The sequence below is a fragment of the Bradyrhizobium sp. DOA1 genome (genome assembly GCF_001593325.1).
Taxonomy (GTDB): Bacteria; Pseudomonadota; Alphaproteobacteria; order Rhizobiales; family Xanthobacteraceae; genus Bradyrhizobium.
In genome coordinates this window covers 3868114-3882821 of record NZ_JXJM01000001.1, presented here as the reverse complement: position 1 = coordinate 3882821, position 14708 = coordinate 3868114, and the positions used below count along the sequence as shown (strand labels likewise).

Sequence of the window (14708 nt, the reverse complement as noted above, 5' to 3'; positions counted from 1 at the left end):
CGCCGACCTCACCAAAGATAGAAGAATGCAAAGATGAAAACCCACACGAGATCGACGAAGTGCCAGTACAGGCCCATAATTTCGACGATCTCGTAATGGCCCTTGCGGCTTGTGAAGAAGCCGCGCCTCTCGACGTCGAAGTCGCCGCGAAGCACCTTCCGCGCAATGGCGATCAGGAAGATCACACCGAACGTCACATGGGTGCCGTGGAAGCCGGTGATCATGAAGAAGCTCGCGCCAAATTGGGGGGCTCCCCACGGATTACCCCAGGGCCGGACGCCCTCCATGATCAGCTTGGTCCATTCGAAGGCCTGCATTCCGACGAATGCCGCGCCGAAGGCTGCCGTGACCAGCATCAAGGCCGCAGTTCTGAATCGATCGCGGCGGTAGCCGAAATTGACGGCCATCGCCATCGTGCCGCTGCTGCTGATCAGGACAAACGTCATGATGGCGATCAGGATAAGCGGGATGTGCTGGCCCGCGATTTCGAGAGCGAAGACTTCGCTGGGGTTGGGCCAGGGTACGGTCGTCGACATGCGCGCCGTCATGTAGGAGAGCAGGAAGCAGCTGAAGATGAAAGTGTCGCTGAGGAGGAAGATCCACATCATGGCCTTGCCCCAGGACACGTCCTTGAAGGCGCGCTGATCGGACGCCCAGTCGGCGGCGATGCCGCGCCAGCCTTCAAGCCGCGCAGGCGATTGGCCCGGATCTGTCACCACGGTCTCAGCCATCTGGTCTCGCCTCCCTAGCTCAGCAATTGGCGGCAGATGTCGACGAAATCGTCGGTCCAGCCGGTGAGAAGCCCGAGCAAGACAAGCCAGACGAGCAGCAGGAAGTGCCAGTAGATGGCGCACAGCTCCACGCTCAAGCTCATGTCGGCGATCTCGGCGCCGCGCCACATCCTGGCTGAGGTTCGGCCCAAGGCCACCAGGCCGCCCGCCAGATGCAGCCCGTGCAGTGCGGTCAACAGGTAGAAGAAGGAATTCGCCGGATTGGACGCCACGAAATACCCGGCAGCTCCGAGCCGTTGCCAGGCCAGGAGCTGTCCGGCGAGGAAGATCACGGCAGACACTCCGCCGGCGAGCAGACCGATCATGACGCCTTCGGCATCGTGTCGGCGCGCGGCCACGTACGACCAGTGCAGCGCGACACTGCTCAGGACCAGTACGCCCGTGTTGACCCACAGCAGCCGCGGTACCGGCAGCGGCCGCCAGTCCACCACGCTCATGCGCATCGAGTAGGCGCTGATGAAGAGGATGAACAATGCGCTCGCGACGGCGATAAACACGCCAAGCCCGATCTTCGCTGCCGGCCAGGTCATGGCGTCGCCGCCCGGGAAGTCACCGGCCGGGCCTTCCTCCAGCCAGGGCTTGGCGGTCAACCGCTGCTGCGACAGCCACCATCCGGCGATTACCGCAAGCACAGCCAGGAACAGGATGATGGCGCTCACGAAGCAGCTCCCTCGGCGAGCTGCGTCGGGCGCGGCGGCTGGTTCTGCGGAATGAAGTCCTCGGCAGCGCCGGGCACGCTGTAGTCATAGGCCCAGCGGTATACGACGGGGAGATCCTTGCCCCAGTTACCGGGTCTTGGGGGCGTCTCCGGCGTCTGCCACTCCAGGGTCGTCGCGCGCCAGGGATTGCCTCCTGAGGCTTCACCTTTGAACAGGCTCCAGGCCAGATTGAACAGGAACACCAGCTGGCTGAAGCCGACGATCAAGGCCACCACGGAGATGAAGACGTTCAGTGAGTGGGTCGAGGACGGGATGAACGTCGCATCGCCGATTTCGAAATACCGGCGCGGAACCCCGAGCAGTCCAAGATAGTGCATGGGGAAGAAGATCAGATAGGCGCCGAGAAAGGTGACCCAGAAGTGAAACTTCCCCAGGGCCTCGTTGAGCATCCGACCCGTAACCTTGGGGTACCAATGGTAGATCGCTCCGAGCACGACCATGATCGGCGCGACGCCCATCACCATGTGGAAATGCGCCACCACGAACATGGTATCCGAGAGGGGCACGTCCACGACGACGTTGCCGAGGAAGAGGCCGGTGAGCCCGCCGTTCACGAAGGTGACGATGAAGCCGAGTGCGAAGAGCATCGGCACCGTGAGATGAATGTCGCCGCGCCACAGGGTCAGCACCCAGTTGTAGACCTTGATCGCGGTGGGGATTGCGATGATGAGCGTCGTTGTGGCGAAGAAGTACCCGAATTGAGGGAACATGCCGCTCACATACATGTGGTGCGCCCATACGATGAAGCTGAGCGCGCCGATGGCCACGATCGCCCAGACCATCATGCGGTAACCAAAGATGTTCTTGCGCGCATGCGTGCTGATCAGATCGGAGACGATGCCGAAGGCGGGCAGGGCGACGATGTAAACTTCGGGATGGCCGAAGAACCAGAACAGGTGCTGGAACAGCAGCGGGCTGCCGCCGCCATATTTCGACAGTTGCCCCATCTCGAGGAGGGAGGGCATGAAGAAGCTGGTTCCCAAGAGGCGGTCGAACAGCAGCATGACCGAGGCAACGAACAGTGCAGGGAATGCCAGCAAGGCCATGACGGTCGCCGTGAAGATGCCCCACACCGTGAGGGGCAGGCGCATCAATGTCATGCCGCGGGTGCGCGCCTGGAGCACCGTGACCACATAGTTCAGCCCGCCCATGGTGAAGCCGATGATGAACAGGATCAGAGATGACATCATCAGAATGATGCCCCAATCCTGCCCGGGCGTTCCGGTGAGGATTGCTTGCGGCGGGTAGAGCGTCCAGCCGGCGCCGCTGGGGCCGCCGGGCACGAAGAATGTCGAGGCCAGCACAAGGACCGCGAGCAGATAGATCCAGTAGCTCAGCATGTTCGCATAAGGAAAGACCATGTCCCGGGCGCCGACCATCAGGGGGATCAGGTAGTTGCCGAAGCCGCCGAGGAACAACGCGGTGAGCAGATAGATCACCATGATCATGCCGTGCATGGTGATGAACTGAAGGTACTGGTTGGCATCGATGAAGGAGAAGGTGCCAGGAAATCCCAGCTGCAGCCGCATCAGCCACGACAGCACCAGGGCCACCAGCCCGATGGCCGCGGCGGTCAGCGAATACTGAATGGCGATCACCTTGGCGTCCTGCGAGAAGACGTATCGTGTCCACCAGCTCCGCGGATGGTAGAGCTCGACATCAGGTACTTCGGCAGGCGGTACGCCGGGGGTCCCTTCATATGGAATATCGACCATAGAAATCTCCTGGTCATTTCCATCGGGAGTGAGGCGTTGGCCTCATGCACCCGATCTATCCTTGCGGCGGCAGCTCGCTACTTGTCGCCGGATCGGTACGTCGCCTTCAGGACGGCTTTCGCCGGCGACAGTTCTGCAAATGTTTTCTGTTGCTCCAGCCAAGCGTGATATTCACGCTCTTCGTCGACGATGACCTTGGCCCGCATCTGATAGTGAGCAGCGCCACAAAGCTCCGCGCAGAGAACATCGAACGTTCCGGTTCGGATCGGCGTTATCCAGAAATAGGTCACCATGCCTGGAACCATGTCCATCTTGGCGCGGAATTCGGGCACGTAGAAATCGTGCAGGACGTCAACGGAGCGGAGGAGAACCTTAACCGGCTTTCCGATTTGAAGGTGCAGGTCGCCGCTCTCGATCACGACGTCGTCCTGCGCGTGTGAGTCGTCGCGATTTAGCCCCATCGGATTGTCGGAAGCGATGTTGCGGACATCGGATGTGCCCAATCGCCCATCCTTGCCTGGCAGGCGGAAGCTCCATTGCCATTGTTGCCCCATGACCTCGACCTCGGTCGCATCCGCGGGCACCGTGACGAACTGGTGCCAGACCACAAGGCCGGGCGCCAGCATGGCTGCAACGCCGACGCCTGTCGCGACGCTCAGCCACCATTCGAGCCTCTTGTTTTCCGGATTGTAGTCGGCGCGTCTTCCCTCCTGGTGGTGGAAGCGGAAGATGCAATACGCCATGAAGGCGATGACCGCGACGAACACGAAGCCCGTGATCCAGAACGTAATGTTGATGGTGTGGTCGATATAGGCCCAGTTCGTGGCGATCGGCGTCCACCACCAAGGGCTGTAGATGTGAAACAGCACCGAGCCGATCGCGACCAGCAGCAGTATCAATGCGACAACCATCCTGATCCATCCTTGCCATCAAAGGCTGCGGATACGAATCCAGGGCGGAGCTCACGTCTGTCGCGATAGCTGGCTTTTTTTGTTGGCGTCTATGCCATCGCCGGCCTGTTGCCTCGCCCATTCCTGCGATCGCGAAGTCAAGAGAGTGGTCGCGACCACCAATCTCATCGGAGCTGAGGGCGTCTGCTTCTAATTCTAAAATGATACCAGCCGAACCCGGCGTCAATAGTGCATATCGGCGTGCGGATGCGTTGTCGGAGCTGCTCCGCTCGGAAGAAGCGTCGGCCTGCGCGCCGGGCTGGCGGCGTCTCAGGTGACGCAATGCATCAAGATTTGTGCAGGTGCACAATTCACCTAAGCTTGAGTGCAACCTCGCTCGGTGCGCGCTAAGCTGATCAGGCAGGTCGCGGCGGGTTCCGTCGGGCCAGGCTCTTTCGCTGAACCTGAGTGCCGCACTCGGCCCATCGCGTTCTCGCTCGTGAAGCGGACACGCGTGGCTGAAAAGCGCGTGTTGTCACCACCGCGATTTTCAGCACGGGAGGTTGCGTTCATGGCCACTCTGTACTCCCACGACATGATAAGGCGGCACGTCTTCGGCGAAGCGGCCTCTTATCCCGTTCGTAAGGTCAGCTTGTCCGACCTGACCCAGGCGCTACGCCTGGGCTGGGAGGATTTCCAGGCAATGCCAAGTCACGCGCTCGTCGTGTGCGTGATTTATCCTGTCCTCGGCCTCGTCCTGTTCAGGGCGGTGCTCGGCTATTCGGTGCTGCCGCTGTTGGTTCCGCTGGCCGCCGGGTTTGCCTTGATCGGTCCCTTTGCCGCGATTGGTCTCTACGAACTCAGTCGCCGCCGCGAGCGCGGCGAGGACGTCGATGCATGGGACGCGATCAAGGTGCTGCGCGCACCGTCATTCGGCGCCATGCTCGAGCTCGGCGTACTCCTGCTCGTTCTGTTCGGGGCTTGGATCGGTGTCGCGAATGCAATCTACGTCACCATCTTTGGTCACGCGCCGGCTGCAAGCATTCCCGACTTCGCAACGCGCGTGCTGACGACCCGGGAAGGCTGGTCTCTCATCATCATCGGTTGTGGTGTCGGCTTCCTGTTTGCGGTCTTAGCCCTGTGTATCAGCGTGGTGTCGTTTCCGTTGATGCTCGACCGACATGCGACTGCGATCGATGCGATCCGTACGTCGCTCCGAGCGGTGGCCGCGAATCCGGTTGCGATGGCCGGGTGGGGCCTCATCGTGGCGGCGCTCCTCGCGATCGGCTCGCTGCCGTTCTTCGTGGGTCTCGCCGTCGTTCTGCCGGTGCTCGGTCATGCCAGCTGGCACCTCTATCGGCGGGTGGTCGAGCCGAATCCAAATCCACCGGACGAGCTTCCACCGAGGCCGAAGGGAAGGCGCTACGCAGCGGACTTCCCGGCAAATCTCTTCCCGTGGAGCCGCGAGGGCGAGCAGTAAAAGCGAAACGGCCGCGCGTGGCGGCCGCCTTCGCGGGACATGATAGGGAATGACGACCTATTTCTGCTGCTGCGGCAGGAAGGTCGGGCCGACCGAGCGGATCGGCTTGTTCTCGGAGCTGGCAGCGGGACCCGTTTCCGCGGGCGGCGCTGCGGCCGGCGCATTGGCCGTCGTCGGCGCCGGCGCTGCGCCCTTCTTCGCATTCGCAGGCGTGCCCTTGTTGAGCCGCTGCTGCTGCATCCTCTTGGCGCTCTCCTCGGTGACGATGATGTCGCCCTGCTGTTCGGCGGCCGCCTTGTCATCGGCGGATTTGAGCGCGTCCGCCCAGGTCTGGCCCGCGGCCTTGCAGGAGCAAGACGGGTTGAACTCGCTGCGGAATTTGAACGCGGTCGGCAGCGCCGTGTAGGGCTGGCCGTTGGTGGACACCGCCGAGTTCATGTCCTCGCCGGGATTGCGATGGGTGTAGAGCACGGCCTCCGCGGCCGGGCACAGCGCCTTGCAGGTCTTCTCGTCGTCAGGGAAGCGCGCCGGCACGGTGGCGAACGAGATCGGGAAATAGGCGCCGTCGCAGGTGCGCACGCAGACGGTGCGGAAGGTGCCGGACGGGGGCCCGAGATCGGAGGGCGGCATGGCTTGCGGATTACCCGCATTGTTGCCGCCGAACAGATTGCTCAGGAAGTTGCCGCCGCCTTGCGGCTGCGTAGCGGCGGCATATTGCGGGCCGCAATTGTTCTGCGCGAGCGCCATCAGCACCGAGCGGCGCTGGCTGTCGCGCTCCGGGCTGGCGCCGGGGCCGCCGCTGCGCAGCCGCTCGAGATTGCCGGTGATCTGGTCCAGATTGGCGCGCATCTGCTGGATCTGGGTGTTGACCGGACCGCATTGCGCCGACTGGCCGTTGAACAGCGAGAAGAAGCCGGAGGACTCGCAGCCCATCCGCTTGGCCTGCATGGTGACGCGGTCAAGCTCGGCCTGCTGACGCGCCTGGGAATCCTGGTAGCGGCGGATCTGCTCTTCGCGCGCGGGATCGCCGCCGCCGCGATCGAGCGCGGCTAGCTGGCCTTCCAGCCGCACGCACATCGGATTGGGGCCGAGCCCGTTCTGGCCGGGCTGAGGCGGCGGTCCGGGCGGGCCGGCCTGCGCGAAAGCGCCAGTGGCGAGCACGACGGTGCCGAGGAGCGCGGTGCAGGCGGACAGGAAGCGGGCACGGGGCAGGGACAAAAATTCAGGCATATCCGCCATTCTAGCGAGGTCACGGCCCGGCATGACTTTGGTGGGCCGAAGCGCGCCCTCCCATAGCCGCTTCCTGCGGCACCGTCACGTCGTTTCAGGGACCAGGATTGGGCCTAAGGTGCGCCAGTTCCGAGCGAATTCAGCGCTGGCAGGTGATTGCGACATATTCGTCGCAACGGCCATGGGAGCAGTTTGCGCCAGATTTGGGGACAGAGCCGGTAATTTCGTCGGGATCGACCCGGCGGTAGGCTGAGGCCTGGGCAAAATCTCGTGATTGGCAATAGGTGCGCGCGGCGGAGGCACCGCATCTGTCGCCCTTGGCGAGGCACTGGTCGACCCCGTAGCCGTCCGCCTGGTTGGCGATGATGAAGACGCGGGTCTCGGCGTGGGAGCCGGAGGCCGCAAGGAGGGAGGCGCCGAAAATGAGCGCGCACAAGGATCGCATGAAATCACCGGGGGCAAAAAGGGAACTGCCGGTTTCAGAATGGGCTCAAATGGTTAAGGATGATGAACCATCTGGGCAGGCAACGCGCCTTTGCGGAGATAAAGCGCCGTTTTCGCGGCTCTCTTGACGCGAGGCCGCCTCATAGCCCATATGTCGCCGCATGAACGGTCTCCTCGCCATTTGCGCCATTTGCCGCGAGATTACGAGCTAGCGATTCGCTGGCTGGAGCCGTCTTTTCTCAAAAATATTGAGAGCCCTGGACGCCCGGCCGCAAGGGATGGGTTGTCATGGAATTGCGCCTCTACGATACGCTGAGCCGGGAAAAGCGCCCCTTCGCGCCGCTCGATGCGAAAAACGTCCGCATGTATGTCTGCGGACCGACCGTCTATGACTTCGCCCATATCGGCAATGCGCGGCCGGTGATCGTGTTCGACGTGCTGTTTCGGCTGCTGCGCCATCTCTATGGCGAGGCGCATGTCAAATATGTTCGCAACATCACCGACGTCGACGACAAGATCAACGATCGCGCCGCGCGGGATTTCCCCGGCCTGCCGCTGAACGAGGCCATTCGCAAGGTCACGGAGCAGACGGGCAGGCAGTTTCACGCCGACGTCGACGCGCTTGGCGCGCTTCGGCCGAGCGTCGAGCCGCGCGCGACCGAGCATATCGGCGAAATGCGCGAGATCATCGAGAAGCTCATCGCCGGCGGCTTTGCCTATGTCGCCGAGGACCATGTGCTGTTCTCGCCGCAGGCGATGAACGCGGCTAATTCCGCGCTGCCGCGCTATGGTGCGCTGTCCAAGCGTTCGCTGGACGAGATGATTGCCGGCGCCCGTGTCGATGTCGCGCCCTACAAGAAGGATCCAACCGACTTCGTGCTGTGGAAGCCGTCGAAGCCCGGCGAGCCGTCATGGCCCTCTCCGGCCGGCATCAAGGCCGATGGACGTCCGGGCTGGCACATCGAGTGCTCGGCCATGGCCTGGAAGCATCTCGGCGAGCATTTCGACATCCACGGCGGCGGCATCGATCTCGTGTTTCCGCACCACGAGAACGAGGTCGCGCAGACCTGCTGCGCCTTCCACCAGCAGCGCATGGCGAATTATTGGATGCACAACGGCTTCCTGCAGGTCGAGAGCGAGAAGATGTCGAAGAGCCTCGGCAACTTCATCACGATCCACGAACTCTTGAAGGATTGGCCGGGCGAGGTGCTGCGTTTGAACATGCTGAAGACGCATTACCGCTCGCCGATCGACTGGACCATGAAGTCGCTGGAGGAGAGCGCCAAGACGCTCGACGATTGGTATCGCGTTGCGGCCGACGTCGAGCCCGGCAAGCCGGCCGCGTCCGTGGTCGAGCCGCTGCTCGACGATCTCAACACGTCGCTGGCGATCGCGGCGCTGCACGGCTTGCGCAGCAGCGACGTGAATGCCCTGGCGGGATCGTTGCGGCTGCTCGGCTTCCTCTCGGAGAGCGCTGCGCAATGGGAGGGTCGCAAGCAGCAGGCGAGCGGCGTCGATGCGAAGGAGGTCGAGCGTCTGATCGCAGAGCGAACGGCTGCCCGCAGCCGCAAGGATTTTGGGGAATCCGACCGCATCCGCGATCTGCTCGCCGCGATGGGCGTTGCCATCAAGGACTCCAAGGAAGGCACGACCTGGGAGATCGCCCGATGAAGCGGCCCGACACGCCTTTTCCGCGGCACTGGCTCTATTACATCGCGCTGAAGATCCTGCTGCTCGGCGCGGCCGTGGCGATCGTGACGAAGCTTTATGGGATGTGGTGAAGACGATGGCACAAGCTCACCCGAAGCCCGGCTTGCGGCCCTTCCTGCCGGCGGACGTGCCGGTCCTCGCGGCGATCTTCGCGGCCAGCATCGAGGAACTGACCGGCGACGATTATAGCGAGGCGCAGCAGGAAGCCTGGATGGCCACCGCCGAGGACGAGGAGTTCGGCAAGCGGCTCGCCGCCGACCTGACGCTGATCGCGACGCTGGAGGGCTCACCCGTGGGCTTCGCCTCACTGCGCGGCAACGATCACATCCGCATGCTCTATGTGCATCCGGCGGTCGCCGGGCAGGGGATCGCGACCATGCTGGTCGACGCGCTGGAGAAGCTCGCCGGCGGCCGCGGCGCCGCCAGCCTTTCGGTGGACGCCAGCGACACCGCCCAGGGCTTCTTCGCCAAGCGCGGCTACACCGCCCAGCAGCGCAACAGCGTCACCATGAATGACGAGTGGCTCGCCAACACCACCATGAAGAAGACGCTCGGAGCGGCGCAATGAGCAAGGAGCGTCTTTACCTGTTCGACACCACCCTGCGCGACGGCGCGCAGACCAATGGCGTCGATTTCACCCTGACCGACAAGCAGGTCATCGCGGCGATGCTCGATGATCTCGGCATCGACTATGTCGAGGGCGGCTATCCCGGCGCCAATCCGCTCGACAGCGAGTTGTTCGCGGCCAAGCCCAAGCTCGCTCATGCGCGCTTCACCGCCTTCGGCATGACGCGGCGGGCGGGGCGCTCGGTCTCCAACGACCCCGGTGTAGCCGGGCTGCTGGAGGCGAAGGCGGATGCGATCTGCTTCGTCGCAAAATCCTCGGCCTATCAGGTGCGCGTTGCGCTGGAGACGACGAAGGAGGAGAACCTCGCCTCGATCCGCGACAGCGTCGCGGCGGCAAAGGCCGCCGGCCGCGAGGTCATGCTGGATTGCGAGCATTTCTTCGACGGCTACAAGGAGGATGCGGGTTTTGCGCTGGCCTGCGCCAAGGCCGCTTATGAGGCGGGCGCGCGCTGGGTGGTGCTGTGCGACACCAATGGCGGCACCATGCCTGACGAGGTCGAGGCCATCGTCAGAGAGGTGACCAAGCACATCCCCGGCGATCATGTCGGCATCCACGCCCATAACGACACCGAGCAGGCGGTCGCCAACTCGCTCGCGGCTGTGCGCGCCGGCGCACGGCAGATCCAGGGCACTTTGAATGGCCTCGGCGAGCGCTGCGGCAACGCCAATCTGTGCTCGCTGATCCCAACGCTGAAATTGAAGAAGGGTTTTGCCGACGCCTTCGAGATCGGCGTCACCACGGACAAGCTGGCGACGCTCGTCAAAGTCTCGCGCACGCTCGACGACATGCTCAACCGGGTGCCAAACCGGCATGCGGCCTATGTCGGCGAAAGTGCCTTCGTCACCAAGACCGGCATTCATGCCTCCGCCGTGCTCAAGGACCCGCAGACCTATGAGCATGTGTTGCCGGAGCTGGTCGGCAACCACCGCAAGGTGCTGGTGTCCGACCAGGCCGGGCGTTCAAACGTGATCGCCGAGCTCGACCGCGCCGGCATCCCTTATGAGAAGAGTGATCCGAAGCTGACGCGCCTCGTCGAGGAACTGAAGGATCGCGAGGCGCAAGGCTACGCCTATGAATCCGCCAACGCCTCGTTCGAGCTTCTGGCGCGCCGCACCCTCGGCAAGGTGCCGCATTATTTCGAGGTCGAGCAGTTCGACGTCAATGTCGAGCAGCGGTACAATTCGCACGGCGAGCGCGTCACCGTAGCGCTGGCAGTGGTCAAGGTCGATGTCGCCGGCGAGCGCCTGATCTCGGCGGCCGAAGGCAACGGTCCCGTCAACGCGCTCGACGTCGCCTTGCGCAAGGATCTCGGCAAGTACCAGAAATACATCGAGGGCTTGAGGCTAATCGACTACCGGGTGCGTATCCTCAACGGCGGCACCGGCGCGGTGACGCGCGTGCTGATCGAGAGCGAGGACGAGAACGGCGACCGCTGGACCACGGTGGGCGTGTCCCCGAACATCATCGACGCTTCGTTCCAGGCGCTGATGGATTCGGTGATCTACAAGCTCGTGAAGTCGGGCGCGCCGGCGTAGGCCCACGACCACTGTCATACCCCGCGAAAGCGGGGTATCCAGTACGCTGCGGCCTTTCCGTAACGCCGCGATGTCTTGGAGTACTGGATCGCCCGGTCAAGCCGGGCGATGACAGTTGGGGTGAGGAGAGGGCGGGCCATGATCGACCACATCTCGGTCGGCGTCAGCGATCTCGATCGCGCCGCGAAATTCTACGAGGCGACGCTTGCCGCGCTCGGCCTGACGCGCCTCGTGACGCGGCCGCGGACGGTCGGCTTCGGCAAGGCCTATCCGGAATTCTGGATCAATCTGCGCGAGGGCATGCCCTGCGTCCCGCCGGAAAGCGGCGTGCACATCTGCCTGCGCGCGAAGACGGCCGATGAGATTGATGCGTTTCACGCCGCGGCGCTGTCCGCCGGTGGTGCCTCGGACGGCGCGCCCGGCATCCGTCCGCACGATCGCGTGCGCTATTACGCGGCCTTCGTCACCGATCCCGACGGCAACCGGATCGAGGCGGTGACGTTTCCGAGCGAATAGCCGTCAGAGCTTGCGCGCGACGTCCGGGGCCATCTGCTTTTCCGCCTCGGCGACCTGCGCCGCGGCCGCCTTCAGCTTCGGCAGAATGTCCTCGACGCGATCGGCCTTGAGGATGTCGATTGAAAGGCCGGCGCGGATGAACTCCGTTTGTCGCATATGCGACAGCAGCGAGAACAGCGGCTCCCAGAAATTGTCGATATTGGCGAGCAGCACCGGCTTGGCGTGGCGGCCGAGCTGCTTCCAGGTCATCTGCTCGACCAGCTCTTCCAGGGTGCCGACGCCGCCCGGCAGCGCCACGAAGGCGTCGGAGCGCTCGAACATCAGCCGCTTGCGCTCGTGCATGTCGGGAGTGACGATCATTTCCTGCACGCGCGTCAGCGCGTTCTCGCGCGCCCTCAGGAAGTCGGGGATGATGCCGGTGACGGTACCGCCGTGATCGAGCACGGAGGTGGCGACCGCGCCCATCAGGCCGAGCGAGCCGCCGCCATAGACCAGACGGATGTTGTTCTCGGCGAGGGCCTTGCCGAATGCCTCGGCACCTTCAACGAAGCGGGGATTGGTTCCAGGGCCGGAGCCGCAATAGACACAGACGGTTTTGATCGTGCTCATTGGCGCCATGATGCATTGCAGCGAAGAGGCGTCAAGCCCTTCAGGTGATTCGATACTCCCGGAAATCTACCGGTAAATGGCGACAAACAATCGAAGATTCGCCATTTGGCGGGGTGCGCTGGCATCGGCAAGGCTCTATATGACGGGCTGAAAATCGTAAATTGCAGTTTCGCCTGCATCCGGCGGGCTTTCAGGCTTCTTGATGGACCAACCTCAATCGTTCGACGGCGCCGACGTTCCTGATCCTCCCGTACAAGGACCACTGGAGCGGGCCACGCTGATGGGCACGCTGGCGCATCTGTGGCCCTATATCTGGCCGGGCGACCGCTTCGATCTGAAGATGCGGGTGGTCTGGTCGCTGGTGCTGCTGCTCGCGGCCAAGCTGATCACGCTCACCGTGCCGTTCAGCTTCAAATGGGCGACCGACGCGCTGACCGGTGCCAATACCGCGCCGCTCGCGGCCGACAATTGGCACCTCTGGGTGATCGCCTCGCCGCTGCTGCTGACGGCGAGCTATGGCGTGATGCGCATCCTGATGGCGGTGCTGACGCAATGGCGCGACGGCATCTTTGCCCGCGTCGCCATGCACGCGGTGCGCAAGCTGGCGACCCTCACTTTCATCCACATGCACGAGCTGTCGCTGCGCTTTCATCTCGAACGCAAGACCGGTGGCCTGACGCGCGTGCTCGAGCGCGGCCGCGAGGGCATCGAGGTGATCGTGCGCATGGTGATCCTGCAGCTGATCCCGACCATCGTCGAGGTCACGCTGCTGATGGCCGTGCTGCTCTGGCAGTTCGACTGGCGCTACGTGGTCGCGACCCTGATCACGGTCACGCTCTACATGTACTACACCTACATCGCGACCGAGTGGCGGATCGGCATCCGCCGCAAGATGAACGATTCCGACACCGAGGCGAACACCAAGGCGATCGACTCGCTGCTCAACTACGAAACGGTGAAGTATTTCGGCGCCGAGGCGCGCGAGGCGCAGCGCTACGACAAATCGGTCGAGCGTTACGAAGAGGCGAGCGTCCGCACCTATACCTCGCTCGCGGTGCTCAACACCGGGCAGGCCGTGATCTTCACGCTCGGGCTGACCGCGACCATGCTGATGTGCGCGATCGGCGTGCGCAACGGCACCAACACGGTCGGTGATTTCGTGCTGGTCAACGCCATGATGATCCAGCTCTACCAGCCGCTGAATTTCATGGGCATGGTCTATCGCGAGATCAAGCAGGCGATCATCGACATCGAGAAGATGTTCAACGTGCTGGGTCGCGAGGCCGAGATCAAGGACGCGCCCGATGCGCAGCCGCTGGTCATTTCTGCCGGCACCGTGCGCTTCGAGGACGTGCGCTTTGCCTATGAGCCGACGCGCCCGATCCTGAAAGGCATCAGCTTCGAGGTGCCGGCCGGCAAGACAGTCGCGATCGTCGGCCCGTCCGGCGCCGGCAAGTCGACGATGTCGCGTCTGCTGTTCCGCCTCTACGACGTCTCCGGCGGGAAGATCATGATCGACGGTCAGGACATTCGCGCGGTCACGCAGGATTCACTGCGCGCATCCATCGGCATGGTGCCGCAGGATACCGTGCTGTTCAACGACACCATCCGCTACAACATCCGCTACGGCCGCTGGGACGCCAGCGATGCCGAGGTCGAAGAGGCGGCGCGGCTCGCGCAGATCGACCATTTCATCCGCATGGCGCCGATGGGCTACGAGACCCAGGTCGGCGAGCGCGGCCTGAAGCTCTCGGGCGGCGAGAAGCAGCGCGTCGCGATCGCGCGCACCGTTCTGAAGGCGCCGCCGATCCTGGTGCTGGACGAGGCGACCTCGGCGCTCGACACCCACACCGAGCACGAGATCCAGGGCGCGCTCGATCGCGTGGCGAAAAACCGCACCTCGCTGGTGATCGCGCACCGGCTCTCGACCATCGTCGGTGCCGACGAGATCATCGTGCTGGACCAGGGCCGCATCGCCGAGCGCGGCACCCACGCAAAACTGCTCGCGCAAGGCGGCCTCTATGCCAGCATGTGGAACAGGCAGCGCGAGGCCGAGGCGGCCCGGGAGAAACTGGCCAAGATGGCCGACTCTGGCGACGCCCCCAATCGGGAGCCGCCACCGGTCAGCGACGCCCTGACGACACCTGCGGCGGCGGAGTGACCTTGTCTCCGGTCCCAACTCTGGCCTAAACAAGCCCGCGCGACGACCCGTGCGTGCCATTAACCCAGACCGGCAGATAACGATGTCCATTCTCGATTCGATCCAGCGTCAGATCCCGCCGATCCACAAGGAGGGCTATCCCTTCATCGGCGGCTTTGCGCTGGCAAGCCTGGTCCTGTTCTGGCTGTGGTCGCCGCTGGGGTGGATCGGCACGATCCTGACCGTATGGTGCGCGCTGTTCTTCCGCGATCCCGTCCGGGTGACGCCGGTGCGCGAGGGG

The 14708-nt window shown here is 63.6% G+C and carries 13 protein-coding genes and 1 pseudogene; 7 read left to right on the top strand and 7 right to left on the bottom strand.

Annotated features, from left to right (window positions below; translation table 11 throughout):
- Positions 1–8: 8 nt before the first annotated feature.
- From SE91_RS18530 to SE91_RS18515, 4 genes are all read right to left on the bottom strand, one after another.
- Positions 9–731 carry a heme-copper oxidase subunit III family protein gene (locus SE91_RS18530; protein WP_061848605.1) on the bottom strand — a complete coding sequence of 241 codons (723 nt, stop codon included), beginning with the start codon at positions 729–731 and terminating at the stop codon, positions 9–11.
- Between the two features lie 14 nt (positions 732–745).
- Positions 746–1450, bottom strand: a complete 705-nt coding sequence (locus tag SE91_RS18525; protein WP_061848604.1) for a cytochrome c oxidase subunit 3 — start codon at positions 1448–1450, stop codon at positions 746–748.
- On the bottom strand, positions 1447–3225 hold the full coding sequence (locus SE91_RS18520) for a cbb3-type cytochrome c oxidase subunit I (protein ID WP_061848603.1): 1779 nt from the start codon (positions 3223–3225) through the stop codon (positions 1447–1449). The genes SE91_RS18525 and SE91_RS18520 overlap by 4 nt, the downstream gene beginning before the upstream one ends.
- A 77-nt stretch (positions 3226–3302) precedes the next feature.
- Positions 3303–4136, bottom strand: coding sequence for a cytochrome c oxidase subunit II (locus tag SE91_RS18515; protein WP_061848602.1), 834 nt, complete (start codon positions 4134–4136; stop codon positions 3303–3305).
- Positions 4137–4686: 550 nt separating this feature from the next.
- On the opposite strand from SE91_RS18515, the gene SE91_RS18510 reads away from it, so the two are divergent.
- Entirely contained in the window at positions 4687–5595 is a 909-nt protein-coding gene (locus SE91_RS18510) for a DUF2189 domain-containing protein (RefSeq protein WP_061848601.1), read from the top strand.
- Positions 5596–5652: 57 nt separating this feature from the next.
- Here the strand turns inward: SE91_RS18510 and SE91_RS18505 are convergent, their stop codons facing one another.
- Positions 5653–6834: a DUF2865 domain-containing protein gene (locus SE91_RS18505; RefSeq protein WP_061848600.1), complete on the bottom strand. Its 1182-nt coding sequence runs from the start codon at positions 6832–6834 to the stop codon at positions 5653–5655.
- Positions 6835–6964: 130 nt separating this feature from the next.
- On the bottom strand, positions 6965–7270 hold the full coding sequence (locus tag SE91_RS18500) for a hypothetical protein (protein ID WP_060735744.1): 306 nt from the start codon (positions 7268–7270) through the stop codon (positions 6965–6967).
- A gap of 287 nt (positions 7271–7557) precedes the next feature.
- On the opposite strand from SE91_RS18500, the gene cysS reads away from it, so the two are divergent.
- The 4 genes from cysS (at position 7558) to SE91_RS18480 (ending at position 11658) form a co-directional block, all read left to right on the top strand.
- On the top strand, positions 7558–8940 hold the full coding sequence (cysS, locus tag SE91_RS18495) for a cysteine--tRNA ligase (RefSeq protein WP_061848599.1): 1383 nt from the start codon (positions 7558–7560) through the stop codon (positions 8938–8940).
- 115 nt (positions 8941–9055) lie between these two features.
- On the top strand, positions 9056–9547 hold the full coding sequence (locus SE91_RS18490; protein ID WP_061851188.1) for a GNAT family N-acetyltransferase: 492 nt from the start codon (positions 9056–9058) through the stop codon (positions 9545–9547).
- The gene (gene cimA, locus SE91_RS18485) at positions 9544–11142 is read left to right on the top strand and encodes a citramalate synthase (protein ID WP_061848598.1); all 1599 of its coding nucleotides are present in this window, start codon (positions 9544–9546) and stop codon (positions 11140–11142) included. The genes SE91_RS18490 and cimA overlap by 4 nt, the downstream gene beginning before the upstream one ends.
- Before the next feature lie 138 nt (positions 11143–11280).
- Positions 11281–11658, top strand: coding sequence for a VOC family protein (locus tag SE91_RS18480; protein ID WP_061848597.1), 378 nt, complete (start codon positions 11281–11283; stop codon positions 11656–11658).
- A gap of 3 nt (positions 11659–11661) precedes the next feature.
- On the opposite strand, the gene SE91_RS18475 is transcribed toward SE91_RS18480, so the two are convergent.
- Positions 11662–12267: an LOG family protein gene (locus tag SE91_RS18475; protein ID WP_060735747.1), complete on the bottom strand. Its 606-nt coding sequence runs from the start codon at positions 12265–12267 to the stop codon at positions 11662–11664.
- A gap of 202 nt (positions 12268–12469) precedes the next feature.
- On the opposite strand from SE91_RS18475, the gene SE91_RS18470 reads away from it, so the two are divergent.
- Positions 12470–14428: an ABCB family ABC transporter ATP-binding protein/permease gene (locus SE91_RS18470; protein WP_061848596.1), complete on the top strand. Its 1959-nt coding sequence runs from the start codon at positions 12470–12472 to the stop codon at positions 14426–14428.
- Between the two features lie 82 nt (positions 14429–14510).
- Positions 14511–14708 (top strand): annotated as a pseudogene (locus SE91_RS18465) (phosphatidylserine decarboxylase); the annotation flags it as partial.

Excerpts from the sequence above, each read along its gene's own strand:
- SE91_RS18530 (WP_061848605.1), bottom strand. The coding sequence starts at position 731 with ATGGCTGAGACCGTGGTGACAGATCCGGGCCAATCGCCTGCGCGGCTT.
- SE91_RS18520 (WP_061848603.1), bottom strand. The coding sequence starts at position 3,225 with ATGGTCGATATTCCATATGAAGGGACCCCCGGCGTACCGCCTGCCGAA.
- SE91_RS18515 (WP_061848602.1), bottom strand. The coding sequence starts at position 4,136 with ATGGTTGTCGCATTGATACTGCTGCTGGTCGCGATCGGCTCGGTGCTG.
- SE91_RS18510 (WP_061848601.1), top strand. The coding sequence starts at position 4,687 with ATGGCCACTCTGTACTCCCACGACATGATAAGGCGGCACGTCTTCGGC.
- SE91_RS18505 (WP_061848600.1), bottom strand. The coding sequence starts at position 6,834 with ATGGCGGATATGCCTGAATTTTTGTCCCTGCCCCGTGCCCGCTTCCTG.
- SE91_RS18500 (WP_060735744.1), bottom strand. The coding sequence starts at position 7,270 with ATGCGATCCTTGTGCGCGCTCATTTTCGGCGCCTCCCTCCTTGCGGCC.
- cysS (WP_061848599.1), top strand. The coding sequence starts at position 7,558 with ATGGAATTGCGCCTCTACGATACGCTGAGCCGGGAAAAGCGCCCCTTC.
- SE91_RS18490 (WP_061851188.1), top strand. The coding sequence starts at position 9,056 with ATGGCACAAGCTCACCCGAAGCCCGGCTTGCGGCCCTTCCTGCCGGCG.
- cimA (WP_061848598.1), top strand. The coding sequence starts at position 9,544 with ATGAGCAAGGAGCGTCTTTACCTGTTCGACACCACCCTGCGCGACGGC.
- SE91_RS18480 (WP_061848597.1), top strand. The coding sequence starts at position 11,281 with ATGATCGACCACATCTCGGTCGGCGTCAGCGATCTCGATCGCGCCGCG.
- SE91_RS18475 (WP_060735747.1), bottom strand. The coding sequence starts at position 12,267 with ATGAGCACGATCAAAACCGTCTGTGTCTATTGCGGCTCCGGCCCTGGA.
- SE91_RS18470 (WP_061848596.1), top strand. The coding sequence starts at position 12,470 with ATGGACCAACCTCAATCGTTCGACGGCGCCGACGTTCCTGATCCTCCC.